At 72.9% G+C, this 16732-nt stretch carries 13 protein-coding genes and 1 pseudogene; 6 read left to right on the top strand and 8 right to left on the bottom strand.

Features of this window, described 5'->3' with window-relative positions; genetic code table 11:
* On the top strand, positions 1 to 350 hold a 350-nt coding region (locus tag EAO76_RS18505), incomplete at its 5' end, for a hypothetical protein (protein ID WP_262375578.1).
* Between the two features lie 127 nt (positions 351 to 477).
* Here EAO76_RS18505 and EAO76_RS18500 read toward each other — a convergent pair.
* On the bottom strand, positions 478 to 687 hold the full coding sequence (locus tag EAO76_RS18500; protein WP_148837043.1) for a hypothetical protein: 210 nt from the start codon (positions 685 to 687) through the stop codon (positions 478 to 480).
* A gap of 552 nt (positions 688 to 1239) precedes the next feature.
* Here EAO76_RS18500 and EAO76_RS18495 point away from each other — a divergent pair.
* The 4 genes from EAO76_RS18495 to EAO76_RS18480 all read left to right on the top strand — a co-directional run bounded on the left by EAO76_RS18495 (position 1240) and on the right by EAO76_RS18480 (position 5947).
* Positions 1240 to 1761: a MarR family winged helix-turn-helix transcriptional regulator gene (locus EAO76_RS18495; protein WP_148837042.1), complete on the top strand. Its 522-nt coding sequence runs from the start codon at positions 1240 to 1242 to the stop codon at positions 1759 to 1761.
* 23 nt (positions 1762 to 1784) lie between these two features.
* A complete protein-coding gene (locus tag EAO76_RS18490) occupies positions 1785 to 4334 on the top strand; it encodes an MFS transporter (protein ID WP_148837041.1) in 2550 nt (849 codons plus the stop codon).
* Between the two features lie 185 nt (positions 4335 to 4519).
* Positions 4520 to 5335: a YceI family protein gene (locus EAO76_RS18485; protein WP_148837040.1), complete on the top strand. Its 816-nt coding sequence runs from the start codon at positions 4520 to 4522 to the stop codon at positions 5333 to 5335.
* Positions 5336 to 5476: 141 nt separating this feature from the next.
* Positions 5477 to 5947, top strand: a complete 471-nt coding sequence (locus EAO76_RS18480; protein WP_148837039.1) for a PPOX class F420-dependent oxidoreductase — start codon at positions 5477 to 5479, stop codon at positions 5945 to 5947.
* Positions 5948 to 6053: 106 nt separating this feature from the next.
* On the opposite strand, the gene EAO76_RS18475 is transcribed toward EAO76_RS18480, so the two are convergent.
* The gene (locus EAO76_RS18475) at positions 6054 to 6812 is read right to left on the bottom strand and encodes a TetR/AcrR family transcriptional regulator (RefSeq protein WP_148837038.1); all 759 of its coding nucleotides are present in this window, start codon (positions 6810 to 6812) and stop codon (positions 6054 to 6056) included.
* A gap of 117 nt (positions 6813 to 6929) precedes the next feature.
* Positions 6930 to 8453, bottom strand: a complete 1524-nt coding sequence (locus tag EAO76_RS18470; RefSeq protein ID WP_148837037.1) for an MFS transporter — start codon at positions 8451 to 8453, stop codon at positions 6930 to 6932.
* 131 nt (positions 8454 to 8584) lie between these two features.
* Between EAO76_RS18470 and EAO76_RS18465 the strand changes: the two are divergent.
* Positions 8585 to 9542, top strand: a pseudogene (locus tag EAO76_RS18465) (endonuclease/exonuclease/phosphatase family protein).
* Positions 9543 to 9554: 12 nt separating this feature from the next.
* On the opposite strand, the gene EAO76_RS18460 reads toward EAO76_RS18465, so the two are convergent.
* From EAO76_RS18460 to EAO76_RS18440, 5 genes are all read right to left on the bottom strand, one after another.
* A complete protein-coding gene (locus EAO76_RS18460) occupies positions 9555 to 11783 on the bottom strand; it encodes a glycosyltransferase family 39 protein (RefSeq protein WP_148837036.1) in 2229 nt (742 codons plus the stop codon).
* Positions 11780 to 13138, bottom strand: coding sequence for a bifunctional glycosyltransferase family 2/GtrA family protein (locus EAO76_RS18455; RefSeq protein WP_262375577.1), 1359 nt, complete (start codon positions 13136 to 13138; stop codon positions 11780 to 11782). Before EAO76_RS18455 ends, EAO76_RS18460 begins: the two co-directional genes overlap by 4 nt.
* A 25-nt stretch (positions 13139 to 13163) precedes the next feature.
* Positions 13164 to 14756: a HAMP domain-containing sensor histidine kinase gene (locus EAO76_RS18450; protein ID WP_262375616.1), complete on the bottom strand. Its 1593-nt coding sequence runs from the start codon at positions 14754 to 14756 to the stop codon at positions 13164 to 13166.
* Positions 14757 to 14773: 17 nt separating this feature from the next.
* A complete protein-coding gene (locus EAO76_RS18445) occupies positions 14774 to 15607 on the bottom strand; it encodes a response regulator transcription factor (protein WP_376037541.1) in 834 nt (277 codons plus the stop codon).
* A gap of 116 nt (positions 15608 to 15723) precedes the next feature.
* Positions 15724 to 16620: an amidohydrolase family protein gene (locus EAO76_RS18440; RefSeq protein ID WP_148837035.1), complete on the bottom strand. Its 897-nt coding sequence runs from the start codon at positions 16618 to 16620 to the stop codon at positions 15724 to 15726.
* Positions 16621 to 16732 lie beyond the last annotated feature (112 nt).

Here is a 16732-nt window from a genome sequence, read left to right as displayed (position 1 = left end):
CGGCGCTCCAGGGCCTGGCCCTGACGGACCGTGCGACGGAAGTGCTGTCGCAACCCGGCACGGCGACAGGAACGGCGGGGGCGGCGGACGAGCGCTGGTGCGAGAAGGTGACCGTGGAGTTCCGGAACACCGGAGGGGCCCCGGCGCGCTCGGGGACGGTCACCTTCGCCACGCACATCATCGGCGGGCTGGGAGTCGACTGGGGGACCGTCGAGTCGACCGGGCCGCTGCCCGCGCCGATCGACGCGGGAGCGGCGCGGACGGGGACGTACACCGTCTGCGTGGACGCCTGGCGGGTGCCCCTGGGGATGCATGTCGAGACCAGGGAGGTCACCGCCGTATCGGAGTGACGGGTGGGGACGGACGGGGACGGGACGGGCAGGGGCCGCAACGATCACCCGGCGGTCGCGGTGATCATGCGGTGGTCGCGGCGGTCGCGGTGATCACCCGGCGGCCGGTGGAGCGGTCCTGCTCCGGTCAGCCGAGCGCGAGCCAGGCGACCGCGCCGAGGACGACGACCACCGCGACGACGGCGGCGATCACCCCGACCTTCGGTCCGGACGACGCGGCCGGCTGCTGCCGGCGCTGCGGCTCGCCCTCGTCGACGAAGGCGCGGAACATCTGGGTGCTGCCGGCCGGGTCGTGATTGCCCTCGGGGCCCTGCGGGGCGTGGGGGTTGTGTGCCATGTGCCAGGACCCTAGCGAACTCGGCACAACCGCCCAACCCCCGGGTCGGCGAAGGGCCGGAGCCGGACCCGGCGGCTTGAGCGGAACCCCCGGAAACCGGTACGGAAGCCTCCGCGACCGCTCCCGGGCCGCCCCGCAGCCCGTTCCCCGCAGCCGTTACCCGGGCTGCCGCCGCGGTCACCTCTCGCGCCCGTCCGCGTAAGCCCGCAGCCCGTTCCCCGCGACCGCTCCCCGGGCCACCTCCACACCCGTCCGCGTAAGCCCGCAGCCCGCAGCCCGCGACCCCGCACCGCCCGCCCGGCCGGCCACGTCCATGGACACCCCCGGGACGCCGTCCCGGCCGCCTTCGCGCCCGTCTCCCGGCCCCCGTCCGTGACGGGAGACACATCCGTCCCGGGGCTCCCCCCGCACGCTGCGCCTTTGACTCGCGCCCTACGGAGCCTTTTGCGTTCCTTTACTTCTGCAAGCCCCTTTTCGTTTGCCTGCAGCAACCAACGGCTCATATGGTTGCCCTAAGCAACAACATGAACTGATGAGATGTCTGGGGGTCCCGTGGCCGCACGGAGTCAGTACGAAGAACTGGCCCGGCAGCTGAGCGCCGTGGGGGCCGTCAAGCGAGGTCTCGCCCGCAGCCTGCCCGCCGACTGCCCGGGGGGCTCCGCCGTCGTGCTGGCCCTCCTCCATCACCACGGCGAGATGCGGATCAGCCGACTGGCCGAACTGCTGGACGTCGACATGTCGGTGACCAGCCGTCATGTCGCCCATGTGGCCGAGCGCGGCTGGATCGAGAGGTCACCCGACCCGGCGGACAAGCGGTCCCGCATCCTGCGGCTGACCCCCGACGGGATCACCGTCCTCGGCGATCTGAACCGGCGGACCACCGAGATGTTCGCCCACAACCTCTCCGACTGGTCCGACGACGAGGTCGGACAGCTCAACACGCTGTTGGCCCGGTTGCGCGACAGCTTCGCCTGTCGCGGCCCCGGTGGGTGCGGCCCCGGAAAGCACGGCGGCGACTGCCGTTCCCGGCAGGCCGACGGCGACAACGACTTGCACACCCGTACACCCGTGTAACAGAAGCAAAGACAAGGAACTCAATGGCTACGACCACACCCAGCGGTGTGCGGGGCGGCCACGCCAAGCACGGGGGGTCACCCGATCCCTCGTCCGGCGCGCCGATGACACACCGGCAGATCATGGAGGCCCTGGCCGGGCTGATGCTCGGCATGTTCGTCGCGATCCTGTCGTCGACGGTCGTCTCCAACGCCCTTCCGGAGATCATCTCCGACCTCGGTGGCGGCCAGAGCGCCTACACCTGGGTCGTCACGGCCTCGCTGCTGGCGATGACGGCCACCACCCCCCTGTGGGGCAAGCTCGCCGACCTGTTCAGCAAGAAGCTGCTGGTCCAGATATCCCTCGTCATCTACGTCGCGGGCTCGGTCGTGGCCGGTCTGTCGACCAGCAGCGGCATGCTGATCGCCTGCCGCGTGATCCAGGGCATCGGCGTCGGCGGTCTCTCCGCCCTGGCGCAGATCGTGATGGCGGCGATGATCGCCCCGCGCGAGCGCGGTCGTTACAGCGGTTACATCGGTGCGGTGTTCGCCGTCGCCACCGTCGGCGGTCCGCTGCTCGGCGGTGTCATCACCGACACCAGCTGGATGGGCTGGCGCTGGTGCTTCTACGTCGGTGTGCCGTTCGCCGTCATCGCGCTGATCGTGCTCCAGAAGACGCTGAAGCTCCCGGTCGTGAAGCGTGAGGTCAAGGTCGACTGGTGGGGCGCGTTCTTCATCAGCGCCGCCGTGTCGCTGCTGCTCGTCTGGGTGACCTTCGCGGGTGACAAGTACGACTGGCTGTCCTGGCAGACCGCCGTGATGGTCGCCGGTTCCGTCGTGCTCGGCGCGATCTTCGTCGCCGTCGAGTCGAAGGCCAGTGAGCCGATCATCCCGCTGCGCCTCTTCCGCAACCGCACCATCACGCTGGCCTCGCTGGCCTCGCTGTTCGTCGGCATCGCGATGTTCGCCGGCACCGTCTTCTTCAGCCAGTACTTCCAGCTGGCGCGCGGCGAGTCGCCGACGATGTCCGGTGTCCTGACGATCCCGATGATCGCGGGCCTGTTCGTCTCCTCGACCGTCTCGGGCCAGATCATCACCAAAACCGGCCGCTGGAAGGCCTGGCTGGTCAGCGGCGGCTTCCTGGTCACCGCCGGGCTCGGGCTGCTGGGCACCATCCGGTACGACACGGAGTACTGGCACATCGCGGTCTACATGGCCGTGATGGGTCTCGGCATCGGCATGATGATGCAGAACCTGGTGCTCGCCACACAGAACCAGGTCGACCCGTCCGACCTCGGTGCCGCCAGCTCCGTCGTCACCTTCTTCCGTTCCCTCGGCGGTGCGATCGGGGTCTCGGCGCTGGGCGCCGTCATGGCCAACCGCGTCACCCACTACGTGAAGGACGGCCTGGCGGACCTCGGTCCCCAGGGCGCGGCCATGGGCCACGGCGGTACCGGCGGCGGGGGCATCCCCGACCTGGACAAGCTGCCCGAGCCGTTCCGCACGGTCGTGGAGAGCGCCTACGGGCACGGGGTCGCCGACGTCTTCCTGTACGCCGCTCCGGCCGCGCTGGTCGCCTTCCTGGTCACGATCTTCATCAAGGAGGTCGCGCTGAAGTCGAGCGCGGTGAGCGAGACCCCCGCCGTCGACGGAGCCACCGCGGTCGAGACCGCCGTCACGGACACGGTCCCCGTCGCCGCCGCGGTCGGGGCCCCGGCCACCGCCGCGGAGACCCGGACCGCCACCGCCGCCGCACCGGCGGCAGTCGCCGTCGAGTCGGCCGGGAGCGCCCCGGTCGACACCCTGGAGGCACCGGTCGCCACCCTGCACGGCACGGCCGTGCGCGGTGTGGTCCGCGGCTCCGAGGGCGCGCCCCTGGCGGGTGCCGCCGTCACGCTGATCTCGCTGGCCGGCCGGCAGCTGGGACGTTCCGTCGCCCGGCCCGACGGCGGCTACGAGCTGGACGCGCCGGGCTCCGGCAGCTACGTCCTGATCGCGTCCGCCGACGGCTTCCAGCCGCAGGCGTCCACCGTGGTCGTCGGCGACGAGCCGGTCGCGTTCGACATCCTGCTCTCCGGTACGAGCGGACTGGCCGGAACCGTGCGGACCGCGGAGACCGCCGAGCCGGTCCCGGGCGCCATGGTCATCGTGACCGATGTGCGCGGCGACGTACTGGCCACCGGCGCGTCCGGCGAGACGGGCGAGTTCGTCTTCGGGGAGCTGGTGCCCGGTCAGGTGACCGTCGCGGTGAACGCCGCCGGGTTCCGTCCGCTGGCCCTGCCGGTGGAGATCGGCGGCCAGGGCGTCACCCGGATCGAGGCCGCGCTGCGGTCCGGCGCCCTGGTGCGGGGCGTCGTGCGGGCCGGTGCCGCCCGGCGACCGCTTGCGGACGCACGGGTGACATTGGTGGACGCGGCAGGCAATGTGGTCGCCACCGCGACGACCGGGGAGGACGGGGCGTACGCCTTCGCCGACCTGGACGCGGGCGAGTACTCGGTCATCGCGACCGGCTACCCGCCGGTGGCCGGCGCACTGACCGTGGCCGGTCGCGGGGTCGACGGCCACGACATCGAACTCGCCCACCCCGGCGAGTAACGGACCTCCGGCGGGGGCGGCGCTTCGAGCGGAGGCGCCGCATCCGCGGGCGGAAATGGGCCCCGGTGGCGGGGACGGCAGGCAGGGGACGGCCTGCCGTCGTCGCCCCGGGGCCCGACTCATGGGGGCACCGGGCAGGACGAGCAGAACCGGCAAGGCGAGCAGGAAGAGCAGGGAGAGAACGGATGGGACTTCGCGCACAGGTACGGACGCGGGACGGCTGGGCGGTCCAGCACGCGGTCGTGACGGTCACCGACATGACCGGCGCGCAGGTACTGCGGGCCACGGCCGACGAGGACGGGGCGGTACGGACCGACACCCCCTTCCAGGCCGGCGCGTACACGGTGATCGTCACGGCGATCGGGTACGCCCCCGCCGCCTCCACCGCCCTCGTCACGGCGAGCGGCCGGGTCGAGGCCGGCACGGTGGTGCTGGCCCGCCAGGGCGGCGTGGAGCTGCCGCCGCCGGGCACCTGGTCGCTGGACCCGGCGCACTCCTCGGTGGGCGCGTCGGCACAGCACCTGGGGATCTCCAGCGTGCGCGGCCGGTTCACCGATTTCAGCGGCCGGATCGAGATCTCGAAGGACGTCGAGCAGTCCCGGGTGGAGGCCGTGATCGGCGCCGCCAGCATCGACACCGGCAACGGCATGCGGGACAAACACCTGCGCTCACCGGACTTCCTGGACGTGGACCGGTTCCCGGAGATCACGTACCGCTCGAACGGGCTGTCCCCGGTCGGCCCCGACCGCTGGCTGGTCCACGGCGAACTGTCGCTGCACGGCGTGGTACGCCCGGTGGACCTGCACCTGAGCTACCTGGGCACCGGCCCGGACCCGTGGGGCGGGGTGCGTGCGGCCTTCAGCGCGACGGCCGAGCTGCACCGCGAGGACTTCGCGATGAACTACAACCAGGTGGTGCGGGCGGGCATCTCGGCGATCGGCACGACGCTGCGGGTGGACCTCGACATCCAGGCCGTGCAGGGCGATTCCCTGCCGTCGTGATCCGGCTCCGGGCCGTGCGGGGCGGGTTCCGCCGCCGTGGTCCGGGCCGTGGTCCGGCCCGCGCGAAGTACCGCGCGAAGTGCCGTGCGGAGTGCCGCGCGGTGACCTGCGGGGCGGGCCCCGTCGTCGTAGCCTGCGGACATGGCACCGAACATCGCGACGAACACGACCGTGGAACTCGACGGCCTGCTCGCCTTCGTACGGCCCCGGCACCGGGCGATCCTGCTGACCGCCCGGGCCGACGGCCGTCCGCAGGGCTCCCCGCTGACCTGCGGTGTCGACGACGCGGGCCGGATCGTCGTCTCGACCTACCCCGAGCGGGCCAAGACCCGCAACGCGAAGCGGGACCCGCGGGTCAGCGTGATCGTGCTGTCCGACGAGTGGAGTGGCCCGTGGGTGCAGATCGACGGGGTGGCGGAGGTGATCGACGCACCGGAGTCGGTCGAGCCGCTCGTCGAGTACTTCCGCAACATCTCCGGTGAGCACCCGGACTGGGACGAGTACCGGACGGCGATGGTCGAGCAGGGCAAGTCGATCATCCGGATCACCCCGGAGCGCTGGGGGCCGGTCGCCACCGGCGGTTTCCCGGCCCGCCTGGCGTCCGGCGACTGACGGCCGCCCACCGACCGGGCAGGTCCCCGTCCGGCGACTGACGGCGGCCCGCCCACCGGCCGGGGCCCGCGACCGACCGCCGTACGCCCCTCCCGCCCGGGACCCGCTACCGGTCCCGGAGCGCCTCGATGCCCGCGATGAGCAGGTCCAGGGCGACGGCGAAGTCGCGGTCGCGGATCTCCTCGACCGTGTCGCCGCCCCCGGCCTCCATCAGCTCCTGCGCGGCCTCCATGATCTGGTTCGCCTGCGGCTGGTCCCGGACGGTCCCCAGCGCGTACCGGTAGTACTCCTGCTGGGTCATGCCCGCGGCCGCGCTGCGCTGGGCGAAGTGGCCCTCGATGGTGCCGAATCCGTACACGAACTGGAAGACCGCGGCGAGCGCGCCGGGGCGGCGTTCCGGGGGCAGGCCCGTCGCCCGGATCACGTCCTGGACGGAGTGCGACATCAGCAGCGCGTGCGGGCCGATGTTGAGGTAGTGCCCGGCGAGCGTGGACACCCAGACGTGCCGGACCAGCAGGCTGCGGTACTCGGTCGCCAGTTCGCGCAGCCGGTCGTGCCAGTGCGCGTCCTCGCTCGGGGGCGGCAGTTCGCCGAAGGCCGCGTCGAGTGCCAGCTCCAGCAGGTCGTCCTTGTTGTCCACGTACCAGTAGAGGGACATCGCCGTGACGTTCAGCTCGGCGGCGAGCCGGCGCATGGAGAACTTGGCGAGGCCCTCGGCGTCCAGCAGCCGGACCGAGGCCGCGGTGATCCTGTCCCGGTCGAGGCCGGGCTGCTGGTCCGTCCGGCGGGTGCGTGACGGTGCCGGCCGGTCCAGCCACACGCTGGGCCTGGCGGGGTTCTTCACACGACCGGTCGCGGACACCATGACGTAACTCTCCTCGCCTTGCCCGTGGGGGCGGAACCCTGCCTCCGGGACGGTTCCGCCGCGTGCGTCTGCGCACGCGGCGGACCTGCGGCAGGACCCGCACGCCCCGGCACGATGCTATGCCGCGGTCCCGGCCGTGGCTCCCCGAACGGCCTCCGCCCGCTCCGCACGGCGCAGGAGCAGGGCGGCGAGCAGGCCGCCCGCCAGCACCGCGGCCGCCCCGACGAGCTGGCTGGTCTCCAGCCCCGAGGCGAAGGCGTCCGTGATCCGCGCCCGTTCGCCGTCGTCGGCGGCCGAGGCGAGCGCGACGGGCAGCGACGCGGTCCCGACGGCGGCCGGGACGAGGGCCCCGAACCGGGAGTTGAGGACCGCGCCGAGCACGGCCACGCCCAGGCCGTTGCCGAACTCGGCGAGCGTGCCGTTGACCCCGGCGCCCACGCCCGCCTTCTCCGGCGGAATGGCGCTCATGATCGCGTTGGCCATGGCGGGCATGGCGAGCGCGATGCCCGCCCCCATCACGACCAGGCCGAACAGCATGCCGCCGTAGCCGTTGCCGCCGAGCAGCGCGATGGCGGCCAGGCCCGCGGCCAGCAGGCTCATCCCGGCCGCGATCGTGACCGGCGTGCCCAGCCTGGGCACCAGCCTGGCGCCCAGGCCGGTGAGGTTGAGGGCGATGACGCTCAGCGCCAGCGGGGCGGTGCGCAGACCGGCCTCCAGCGGCCCGTGGCCGAGGACGAACTGGAGCTGCTGGGTGAGCAGGAAGAGCGAGCCGCCCATCCCGAAGGCGACGAGGATCGCGCCCGCGACCGCCCCGACGAACTTCTCGTTGCGGAAGAAGTGCATGTCCAGCATCGGGTACGGGATGTGCAGCTCCCACAGCACGAAGGCGGCGACGAAGACGATGCCGACGGCGGCGGTCAGCAGCACCCGGCCCGACGTCCAGCCGTGCTCCGGGCCGGAGATGATCGCGTACACGGTGGCCGCCATGCCGATGGTGGAGAGCAGCGCGCCGAGCAGGTCGGGACGGTCGCCGCTGGGGTTCCTGGTCTCCGGGACCAGCCGCGCGACGGCGATCAGGCCGAGGACCGCGACCGGAATGTTGATCAGGAAGATCGCGCCCCACCAGAAGTGGTCGAGCATCACCCCGCCGACCAGCGGCCCGACGGCGAAGCCGAGCGAGCTGACCGTCGACCAGATGCCGATCGCCTTGACCCGTTCGCCGTCGTCGAAGATCTGCACGACGACGGCCAGGGTCGTGGTCATCAGCAGCGCGCCGCCGACGCCCATGCCGGCGCGGGCCGCGATCAGCTGTCCGGACGACTGGGACAGCCCGGCCGCCAGTGAACCGATGCCGAACAGGGCGAGCCCCGTGATGAGCATCTTCTTGCGGCCGTAGCGGTCGGCGGAGCTGCCGGCCGTGAGCAGCAGGCCCGACTGGACGAGCGAGTAGGCGTTGATCATCCACTGCACGTCGGCGGTGGACGCCTTCAGCTCCCGGGTGAGGGAGGGGATCGCGACGTTGAGGACGGTGTTGTCCAGCAGCACGGTGAGCTGGGCCAGACAGATGACGCCGAGGATCAGCCACCGTTGCGGATGGCTCGGCGGCGCGAGGGGGCTCTGTTCTGCGGCAGTCGCCGTCATACGGCACCCCGCCTTCCTATACGACGTACAAGAGATGGTCGCCATACACCGTACAAGAGTCCCTTTACGGTGTACAACGCATTTGTTCGCGGTACCTTGCTCGCCGCTGATCCGACAAGGGCTGGAGTGGTATGTCACTGCGTCGTCGTACGGTGGAAGTGCTCGTCGCGGCCGGGCTGTCGGGGGTCGTCCTGGCGCCTCTCGCGCCTCCCGCTTCGGCCGCGGAGATCACGGGGCGGGGGCCCTCGGTGCCGCTGCGCGTGGTCACGTACAACATCCACGCGGGCGCGGACGCGGACAACGTCTTCGACCCGGCCCGCCAGGCCGCCGAGCTGCGCGCGCTGGACGCCGACGTGATCGGGCTCCAGGAGGTCGACTCCCACTGGGGCACCCGCAGCGAGTGGCGCGATCTGGCGACGGAGCTGGCCGAACGGCTGGACATGCGGGTGTCGTTCGCCCCGATCTACAGCCTCGATCCGCAGACCCCCGGGGCGCCCCGGCGCGAGTTCGGGGTGGCGGTGCTGTCCCGGTACCGCGTGACGAGCGCGGAGAACCACGAGATCACCCGGCTCTCCACCCAGGACCCCGACCCGGTGCCCGCGCCCGCACCCGGCTTCGGCGAGGTGGTCCTGCGGGTGAAGGGGCTGCCGGTGCACGTGTACGTGACGCACCTCGACTACCGGGCCGATCCCGCCGTGCGGGCCGCCCAGGTCGCCGACACCCGGCGGATCATGGCCGAGGACGGGGCGGCCCGCACGGCGGGATCGGCCCGGTAGTCGAGGTGCGTCACGTACACGGGGACGGCGGCTTCCCCGGAGGCGGCATGCGTTTCCCGGGCCAGAACAACCAGCAGAACGGCAATCAGCAGAACGGCAACCAGCCCGGCATGAACCCGAACTCGCCCCGCTGTGGGAGGAGCTGACGGACGCCGATCCGGGCGGGCCGACGTACCCGGCGGCGGCCCCGACGCAGCGGATCGACTACGTGGCGGTGTCGAAGGACTCCGTGCGGGTACGCGACGCGGCGGTGGCCGGGGCACTCGCCTCGGACCACCGCCCGGTCGTCGCGGACCTGTTGCTGCGGCGCTGAGCCCCCGGGCTCCTACGCGTCGCTCTTCGGGCTGGTCAGGTCGTAGAAGGTGGCGCTGCCGACCGTGACCTCCTCGAAGTTCTCCGCCACCCACGAGGAGATCGAGGACGAGGTGCCGTCGCCACCGCCCGGACCGCCGCCCGTGCCGCCCGTGCCGCTCGCGATGAAGTAGTGGATCCGGCCCTCCTCGACGTACTCCTTGAACTGGGAGAGCGTCGGGGACGGGTCGCTTCCGTTGAAGCCGCCGATCGCCATCACCGGTTCCTCGGTGGCGAGTTGGTAGCTCGCGGCGTTCTGCGAGCCGATGGCGGCCGCGACCCAGGTGTAGTCCCCGGCGTCCTCCTCCAGGAGCTTCTTCGCCCCGGAGCCGACGGACGCACCGTTGAGGAGGCCGCCCATGCCACCGCCTCCGCCGCCGGGACCGCCCCGACCGCCCTCGAACGTGCCGCCGGGCATGCCGCCGGGGAAGGTGCCTGTGGTGCCGCCGCCGGGGGTCGTTCCCTGGTTCTGTCCCTGGCCGGCTCCCGGGGGCGTACCCGGGTTCATGCCGGGCTGGTTGCCGTTCTGCTGATTGCCGTTCTGCTGGTTGTTCTGGCCCGGGAAACGCATGCCGCCTCCGGGGAAGCCGCCGTCCCCGCGTCCCCCGCGACCGCCGCCGCCCGGACCGCCCATCGGGCCGCCGCCGGAGGGCCCCGCCGTGACGATCGAGCCCTGGTGCCCGGTGTTCAACGTGCTGAGGGTGTACGCCGTCGGGCCCGCCAGCGACGCGGCGAAGCCCACCGCCACCACCGCGACCGCCAGCCGGCGCCCCGCCCGCGCGACGAGCAGCAGCCCGACCGCGCCCACCAGGCCGCCGACGAGGACCGCCCAGCGCAGCCACGGCAGGTGGTCCGGGGTCCGGCCCAGCAGGACGTACGCCCAGAGCGCGGTCACGGCGACCGAGCCGGCCAGCACCGCACGCGTCCACCACCTGGCCCGTTCCTCCCACAGGACCGTGACGCCCATGCCGACGAGCGCGGCGAGGTACGGGGCCAGGGCGACCGTGTAGTACTGGTGGAAGATGCCCGCCATGAAGCTGAAGACGACCATCGTCATCAGCAGCGAGCCGCCCCAGGCGAGGAACGCCGCGCGGGCGGTGTCGGTGCGCTTCGCCCGCCGGGTCAGCACGATGCCCGCGACGAGCAGGATCAGCGCGGCGGGCAGCAGCCAGGAGATCTGGCCGCCGACCTCGGAGTTGAACATCCGGCCGATGCCGGTCTCCCCCCACTGACCGCCGCCACCGCCGCCGGGACCGCCACCCCGGCCGCCCCCTCCGACGCTGCCGGTCTCGTTGCCGTTGATCCGGCCGAGGCCGTTGTAGCCGAAGGTCAGCTCCAGGAAGGAGTTGTTCTGCGAGCCGCCGATGTACGGGCGCGACGAGGCGGGCCACAGTTCGACGATCGCGACCCACCAGCCGCCCGCGACGGTCATCGCCAGCGCCGAGAGACCCAGCTGGCCGAACCTCCGGCGGACGGACACCGGCGCGAACACCGCGTACAGCACGGCCAGCGGCGGCAGGATCAGGAACGCCTGCAGGGTCTTCGCCAGGAAGGCCGCCCCGACCGCGACCCCCGCCCACACCAGCCACGCCGTCCGGCCGTTCTCCATCGCGCGCAGCACGCAGTGGACGGTGACGGTCATCAGCAGCGCCAGCAGCGCGTCCGGGTTGTTGAAGCGGAACATCAGCGCGGCGACCGGCGTGAGCGCGAACACCGCCACGGTGATCAGCCCGGCCGCGGCGTTGAAGCGGCGGCGCACCGTCGCGTACAGCACCCCGGCCGTGGCCACCCCCATCAGCACCTGCGGGGCCAGGATCGCCCAGGAGTTGAGGCCGAACACCCGTACCGACAGGGCCATCGGCCACAGCGCGGCGGGCGGCTTGTCGACGGTGATCGCGTTGGCCGCGTCCAGCGAGCCGAAGAAGAGGGCCTTCCAGCTGCGGCTGCCCGCCTGGGCGGCGGCGGAGTAGAAGGAGTTGGCGTAGCCGGAGGCGCTGAGGTTCCAGAAGTACGCGAGCGCGACGACCAGCAGCAGGCCGAGGAAGGCCGGGCGCGCCCAGCGCGGGTCCTCGGGCCGGCCCCGCAGGACGCGGCGCGCCGGACCGTCCGGACGCCCGCGGTCCGGCGCGACGGCGGCCGGCGCCGAGGACGGCGGGGGCGGGACCTGCAGGGGCGGGAAGCGATCGGGATGCGGCGTGCTCATCGGGCGTTCCCTTGTTCGTGGTGGGTGTCTGCGGCGGCCCCGGCGCCCCTGTCGGTCCTGTCGGCCCCGGCGCCCATGACGGCTCCGTCGGCCCCGGTGGCCCGGTCCGGGAAGACCCAGGCGCGGAAGAGCAGGAACCGCAGGACGGTCGCCGCGAGGTTGGCCGCGATCAGCACGGCGAGTTCCGTGCCGTGCGACGGCGAGCCGGAGGCCGCTCCCAGCGCGGCCAGCGAACCACTGGTCAGGGCGAGGCCGATGGCGAAGACGACGAGGCCCTGGGCCTGGTGGCGGACGGCCCCGCCCCGGCCCCGTACCCCGAAGGTGAGCCTCCGGTTGGCCGCCGTATTGGCGACGGCCGAGACCAGCAGAGCGCCCCCGTTGGCGAGTTGCGGGCCGACGCCCAGCCGGAAGAGCGAGTACAGGGCGAGGTAGAAGAGCGTGGAGAGCGCGCCGACGACGCAGAACCCGACGAGCTGGCGGGCCAGTCCGCCGGGCACCCCCTTCAGCACGCGGTCGCGCGGATCGTCCCCGAAGGGCCGCGCCAGCCGGTCCAGCGGCAGCGCGCCGACCGCCAGCGCCCGCCCCACCCGCCACACGCCCTTCAGGTCCTCCGCGGCCGTCCGCACGATGTGGACGGTGGAGTCCGGGTCGTCGACCCAGTCGACCGGCACCTCGTGGATGCGCAGCCCGGCCCGCTCGGCGAGGACCAGCATCTCCGTGTCGAAGAACCACCCGGTGTCCTCGACCATCGGCAGCAGCCGCTGCGCCACCTCGCGGCGGATCGCCTTGAACCCGCACTGCGCGTCGCTGAACCGGGCGGCCAGCGACGAACGGAGGATGAGGTTGTAGGCGCGCGAGATGAACTCCCGCTTCGACCCGCGCACCACCCGCGAGCTGCGGGCCAGCCGGGAACCGATGGCCAGGTCGGAGTGGCCCGATATCAGCGGCGCGACCAGCGGCAGCAGCGCGTTGAGGTCGGTCGAGAGGTCGACGTCCATGTACGCCAGGACCGGGGCGTCCGAATGCGACCAGACGGTGCGCAGCGCCCTCCCCCGGCCCTTCTCCTCCAGTCGGTACGACCGCACCCGGGGCATCGCCGCCGCGAGCCGGGCCGCCACCTGCGGCGTCCGGTCGGTGCTGGCGTTGTCCGCGACGGTGATCCGGAAGGCGTACGGGAAGGTGCGCGTCAGATGCTCGTGCAGGCGCAGCACACAGGGTTCGAGGTCCTTCTCCTCGTTGTGAACGGGTACCACCACGTCGAGCACGGGGGCACCCGCCGGATCGGCCGCGTCGGCTGTCGCGGCGAGCAGGTGGTCCCGGGCCGGCAGGGCGCTCCGGGGAGTGTCGGTTCGCATGCCCCGACGTTCGCCAACCGCGCTGTCACACCGATGTGCCGAGCCTGTCCCCCACCTGTGAATGCGCCGGCGCGTGCGACGGCGGGACCGGCAGGTGCACGGCGAAGACCGTGCGCCCGGGCGCCGATTCCACCTCCACCCGGCCGCCGTGCGCGGTGACGACGGCCTCCACGATGGCCAGCCCGAGCCCGGTCGAGCCCGCGCTGCGCGAACGCGAGGCGTCACCGCGCGCGAACCGTTCGAAGACGTGCGGCAGCAGCTCCGGCGGGATGCCGGGCCCGTCGTCCCGGACCTCCAGCGTCACCCGCGGCCGACCGGTCGCGGCCCGCACGACGACCGTCACGGTCGTGCCGGGCGGGGTGTGGGTGCGGGCGTTCGCCAGCAGGTTGACCAGCACCTGGTGGAGCCGGGTCGGATCGCCGTGCACGGTCGCGGGCTCGTCCGGGAGTTCCAGACGCCAGTGGTGACCGTCCCCGTCGGCGGCGCGGGCGTCGCTCACGGCGTCGACGACGACCGGGGAGAGGTCGGTGCGCTCCGGGGCGAGCGGGCGTCCGGCGTCCAGCCGGGCGAGCAGCAGCAGGTCCTCCACCATGCCCGTCATCCGCTCCGCCTCGGACTCGATCCGCCCCAGGGCGTGCCGGGTGTCGGGGCCGGTCTCCTCGCGCCCGCGCCGGGTCAGCTCGGCGTAGCCGCGGATCGAGGCCAGCGGGGTGCGCAGCTCGTGGCTGGCGTCCGCGACGAACCGGCGCACCCGCGTCTCGCTCTCCTGACGCGCCGCCAGGGCCGAACCGACGTGGCCCAGCATCCGGTTGAGCGCGGCGCCCACCTGGCCGACCTCGGTGCGCGGGTCGGCCTCGGCGTCCGGGACCCGCTCCAGGAGCGCCACCTCGCCGCTGTGGAGCGGGAGTTCGGAGACCCGGGTGGCGGTCGCGGCGACCCGGCGCAACGGGCGCAGCGCGACGCCGACCATGACGGCGCCCGCGATGCCGGCCGCGATCAGCCCCGCTCCGGTGACGCAGACCTCGACGAGGATCAGGGTGGTGAGCGCGGAGCCCACCTCGGCGGCGGGGAGGCCCACGACGAGGGTCGTCCCCCTCGGGTCCGTGACCGCCCGCACCCGGCTGGAGCCGAGCCCCGGCAGGTCGACGTTGCGTGCCCCGTCCCCGGCGGCGATGCCCGCCGCCGCCAGGGCGTCGCGCTGGGCGGTGGTCATCGGCTGCCCGTCGTCCTCGCTCCCGGGCCCCGGCACGGTGGTGCTCTCCACGACCACCCGGGACTCGGTGACCGAGCCGTCGTCCGCCACCACGGCCCCGAAGGCGCCGACGGGCAGCCCGCGCGCGTCGACGAAGGCCAGCGGGTCGCGGGTCCACGGCCGGTCGTCGCCGGGCATCGGCAGCCCGCCGCCGGGCGGCTTCGCGGCCCGTACGGCGATGGAGTCCAGCTGGTCGTCGAGCTTCCCGTACATGTAGCTGCGGTAGGCGATGGTGGTGACCGACCCGATGACCGCGGCGACGACGGCGATCAGCGTCACCGCCGAGACCACGAGCCGGGTCCGCAGCGTCCACGGCCCCTTCCGCGACCACCGCCCCGCGCGCCCCGCCCGTCCCGTGGTGCGCACCGCACCGCTCACCGGGGTCACTCCCCGGGCTTGATGAGGTACCCCGCCCCGCGCCGGGTGTGGATCATCGGCGACCGCCCGGCGTCGATCTTCTTGCGCAGGTACGAGATGTACAGCTCGACGACGTTGGCCTGGCCGCCGAAGTCGTAGTTCCACACCCGGTCGAGGATCTGCGCCTTGCTCAGCACCCGCTTCGGGTTGCGCATCAGGAAGCGCAGCAGCTCGAACTCGGTGGCGGTCAGGTGGATGGAGGTGCCGCCCCGGCTCACCTCGTGGCTGTCCTCGTCGAGCACCAGGTCGCCGACGGTGAGCGTCGAGCCGCTGCGCGCGGTCGCCGTGCCGGAGCGCCGGATCAGCCCGCGCAGCCGCGCCACGACCTCCTCCAGGCTGAACGGCTTGGTGACGTAGTCGTCGCCGCCCGCCGTGAGACCGGCGATCCGGTCCTCCACCGCGTCGCGCGCGGTCAGGAACAGCACCGGTACCTCGGCGAGTTCCCGGCGCAGCCCGCCGAGCACGGCGAACCCGTCCGTGTCGGGCAGCATCACGTCGAGGATCACCACGTCCGGCCGGAAGTCGCGCGCCATCCGGACGGCCCCGGCACCGTCCCCGGCACTGCGCACCTCCCAGCCCTCGTAGCGCAGGGCCATGGACAGCAGTTCGGCGAGCGGTGCCTCGTCGTCCACCACCAGCACGCGGACGGGGCTGCGGTCCGCCCTCAGCAGTTCGGTACGTCCTCGGGGCGAGGCCGCGGCCGTCCGATGCGGAGCCGTCGTCCGGGGCGAAGCCGCTGTTGCCGTCCGGTGCGGAGTCGCGGTCCGGGGCGAGGGCGTGGCCGTCCGGGTCGAGGTCATGGGCGTCCGGGGCGAGGTCGTCGTCATGCCCCAACCCTGTGGGGCTCCTCTGAGAGGGGTCTTTCCCGATTCTGTGAATTCCCTGAGAAAAACCGGAGGCCCGATCGCCCGGCGGGTCAGTCCACGGCGAACAGCGCGCTCGCGTTCCCGTGGCAGACCGCCCGCAGCCAGTCGTCCCCCAGCCCCAGCCGTTCCAGCGCGTGCAGCTGATGCGCGTACGGGTACGGGATGTTCGGGAAGTCCGTGCCCAGCAGGATCCGGTCACCGAGCGCCGCGAGCCGCCCCAGCTCGGCCGCCGGGAACGGGGTGAAGTCCTCCGTGAAGTCCGTGAACGCCATCGTCGTGTCGAGCCGCACCCGCGGATACCGCTCCGCGAGGTCCAGGAAGTCCGTGTACTCCGGCATGCCCATGTGGGCCACGATCAGCGGCAGCCTCGGGTGCCGGGCGAGCAGCCGGCCGACCGGTTCGGGACCCGTGTGCTTCCCGGGCGCCGGACCCGAGCCGCAGTGCATCACCACCGGGATGCCGGCCTCCGAGAGCAGCCCCCAGACCGGTTCCAGCAACGGGTCGTTGGCGTCGTACGCGCCGACCTGGACATGCGACTTGAAGACCCGCGCCCCCGCCTCCACGGCCTCGCGCACGTACCGCTCCACGCCCTCCTCCGGGAAGAAGGTCGCGGTGTGCAGGCAGTCCGGCACCCGGCGCGCGAAGTCGGCCGCCCAGCCGTTCAGCCAGGCCGCCATGCCGGCCTTGTGCGGGTACAGCATCGAGGTGAACCGGCGGACGCCGAACGAGCGCAGCAGCGCGAGCCGTTCGTCCTCGTCGTGCCGGTAGGCGATCGGCCACTCCATCCCGGTCAGCGGCCCGGCCGAGTCGAAGTACGCCCAGACCTTGCGGAGCACCCGCTCGGGCATGAAGTGCGTGTGGACGTCGATGAGTCCGGGCAGCCCGAGCCGCTCCCGGAACCGCACGACGTCGTCGACGTCACCGCTCGTGCCGTTCGTACCGCTCATCCCGTGACCCTCTCCCGCCTCGCCGCCGGACGGACCACCGTCCCGGACCGACGATCCCAGAACACCGCGGACCGCTCCCCACCACCCCCTGCCCTGGTGTTCGGAACAGCCC

This window comes from Streptomyces sp. sk2.1 (assembly GCF_008120935.1).
In the GTDB taxonomy this organism is placed as follows: domain Bacteria; phylum Actinomycetota; class Actinomycetes; order Streptomycetales; family Streptomycetaceae; genus Streptomyces.
This window is presented reverse-complemented; position numbering and strand designations above follow the sequence as displayed.

What these genes read in the sequence shown, in the direction of transcription:
- EAO76_RS18500 (WP_148837043.1), bottom strand. Translation starts at nt 687, where the DNA reads ATGGCACACAACCCCCACGCCCCGCAGGGCCCCGAGGGCAATCACGAC.
- EAO76_RS18490 (WP_148837041.1), top strand. Translation starts at nt 1,785, where the DNA reads ATGGCTACGACCACACCCAGCGGTGTGCGGGGCGGCCACGCCAAGCAC.
- EAO76_RS18485 (WP_148837040.1), top strand. Translation starts at nt 4,520, where the DNA reads ATGGGACTTCGCGCACAGGTACGGACGCGGGACGGCTGGGCGGTCCAG.
- EAO76_RS18480 (WP_148837039.1), top strand. Translation starts at nt 5,477, where the DNA reads ATGGCACCGAACATCGCGACGAACACGACCGTGGAACTCGACGGCCTG.
- EAO76_RS18475 (WP_148837038.1), bottom strand. Translation starts at nt 6,812, where the DNA reads ATGGTGTCCGCGACCGGTCGTGTGAAGAACCCCGCCAGGCCCAGCGTG.
- EAO76_RS18470 (WP_148837037.1), bottom strand. Translation starts at nt 8,453, where the DNA reads ATGACGGCGACTGCCGCAGAACAGAGCCCCCTCGCGCCGCCGAGCCAT.
- EAO76_RS18460 (WP_148837036.1), bottom strand. Translation starts at nt 11,783, where the DNA reads ATGAGCACGCCGCATCCCGATCGCTTCCCGCCCCTGCAGGTCCCGCCC.
- EAO76_RS18455 (WP_262375577.1), bottom strand. Translation starts at nt 13,138, where the DNA reads ATGCGAACCGACACTCCCCGGAGCGCCCTGCCGGCCCGGGACCACCTG.
- EAO76_RS18445 (WP_376037541.1), bottom strand. Translation starts at nt 15,607, where the DNA reads ATGACCTCGACCCGGACGGCCACGCCCTCGCCCCGGACCGCGACTCCG.
- EAO76_RS18440 (WP_148837035.1), bottom strand. Translation starts at nt 16,620, where the DNA reads ATGAGCGGTACGAACGGCACGAGCGGTGACGTCGACGACGTCGTGCGG.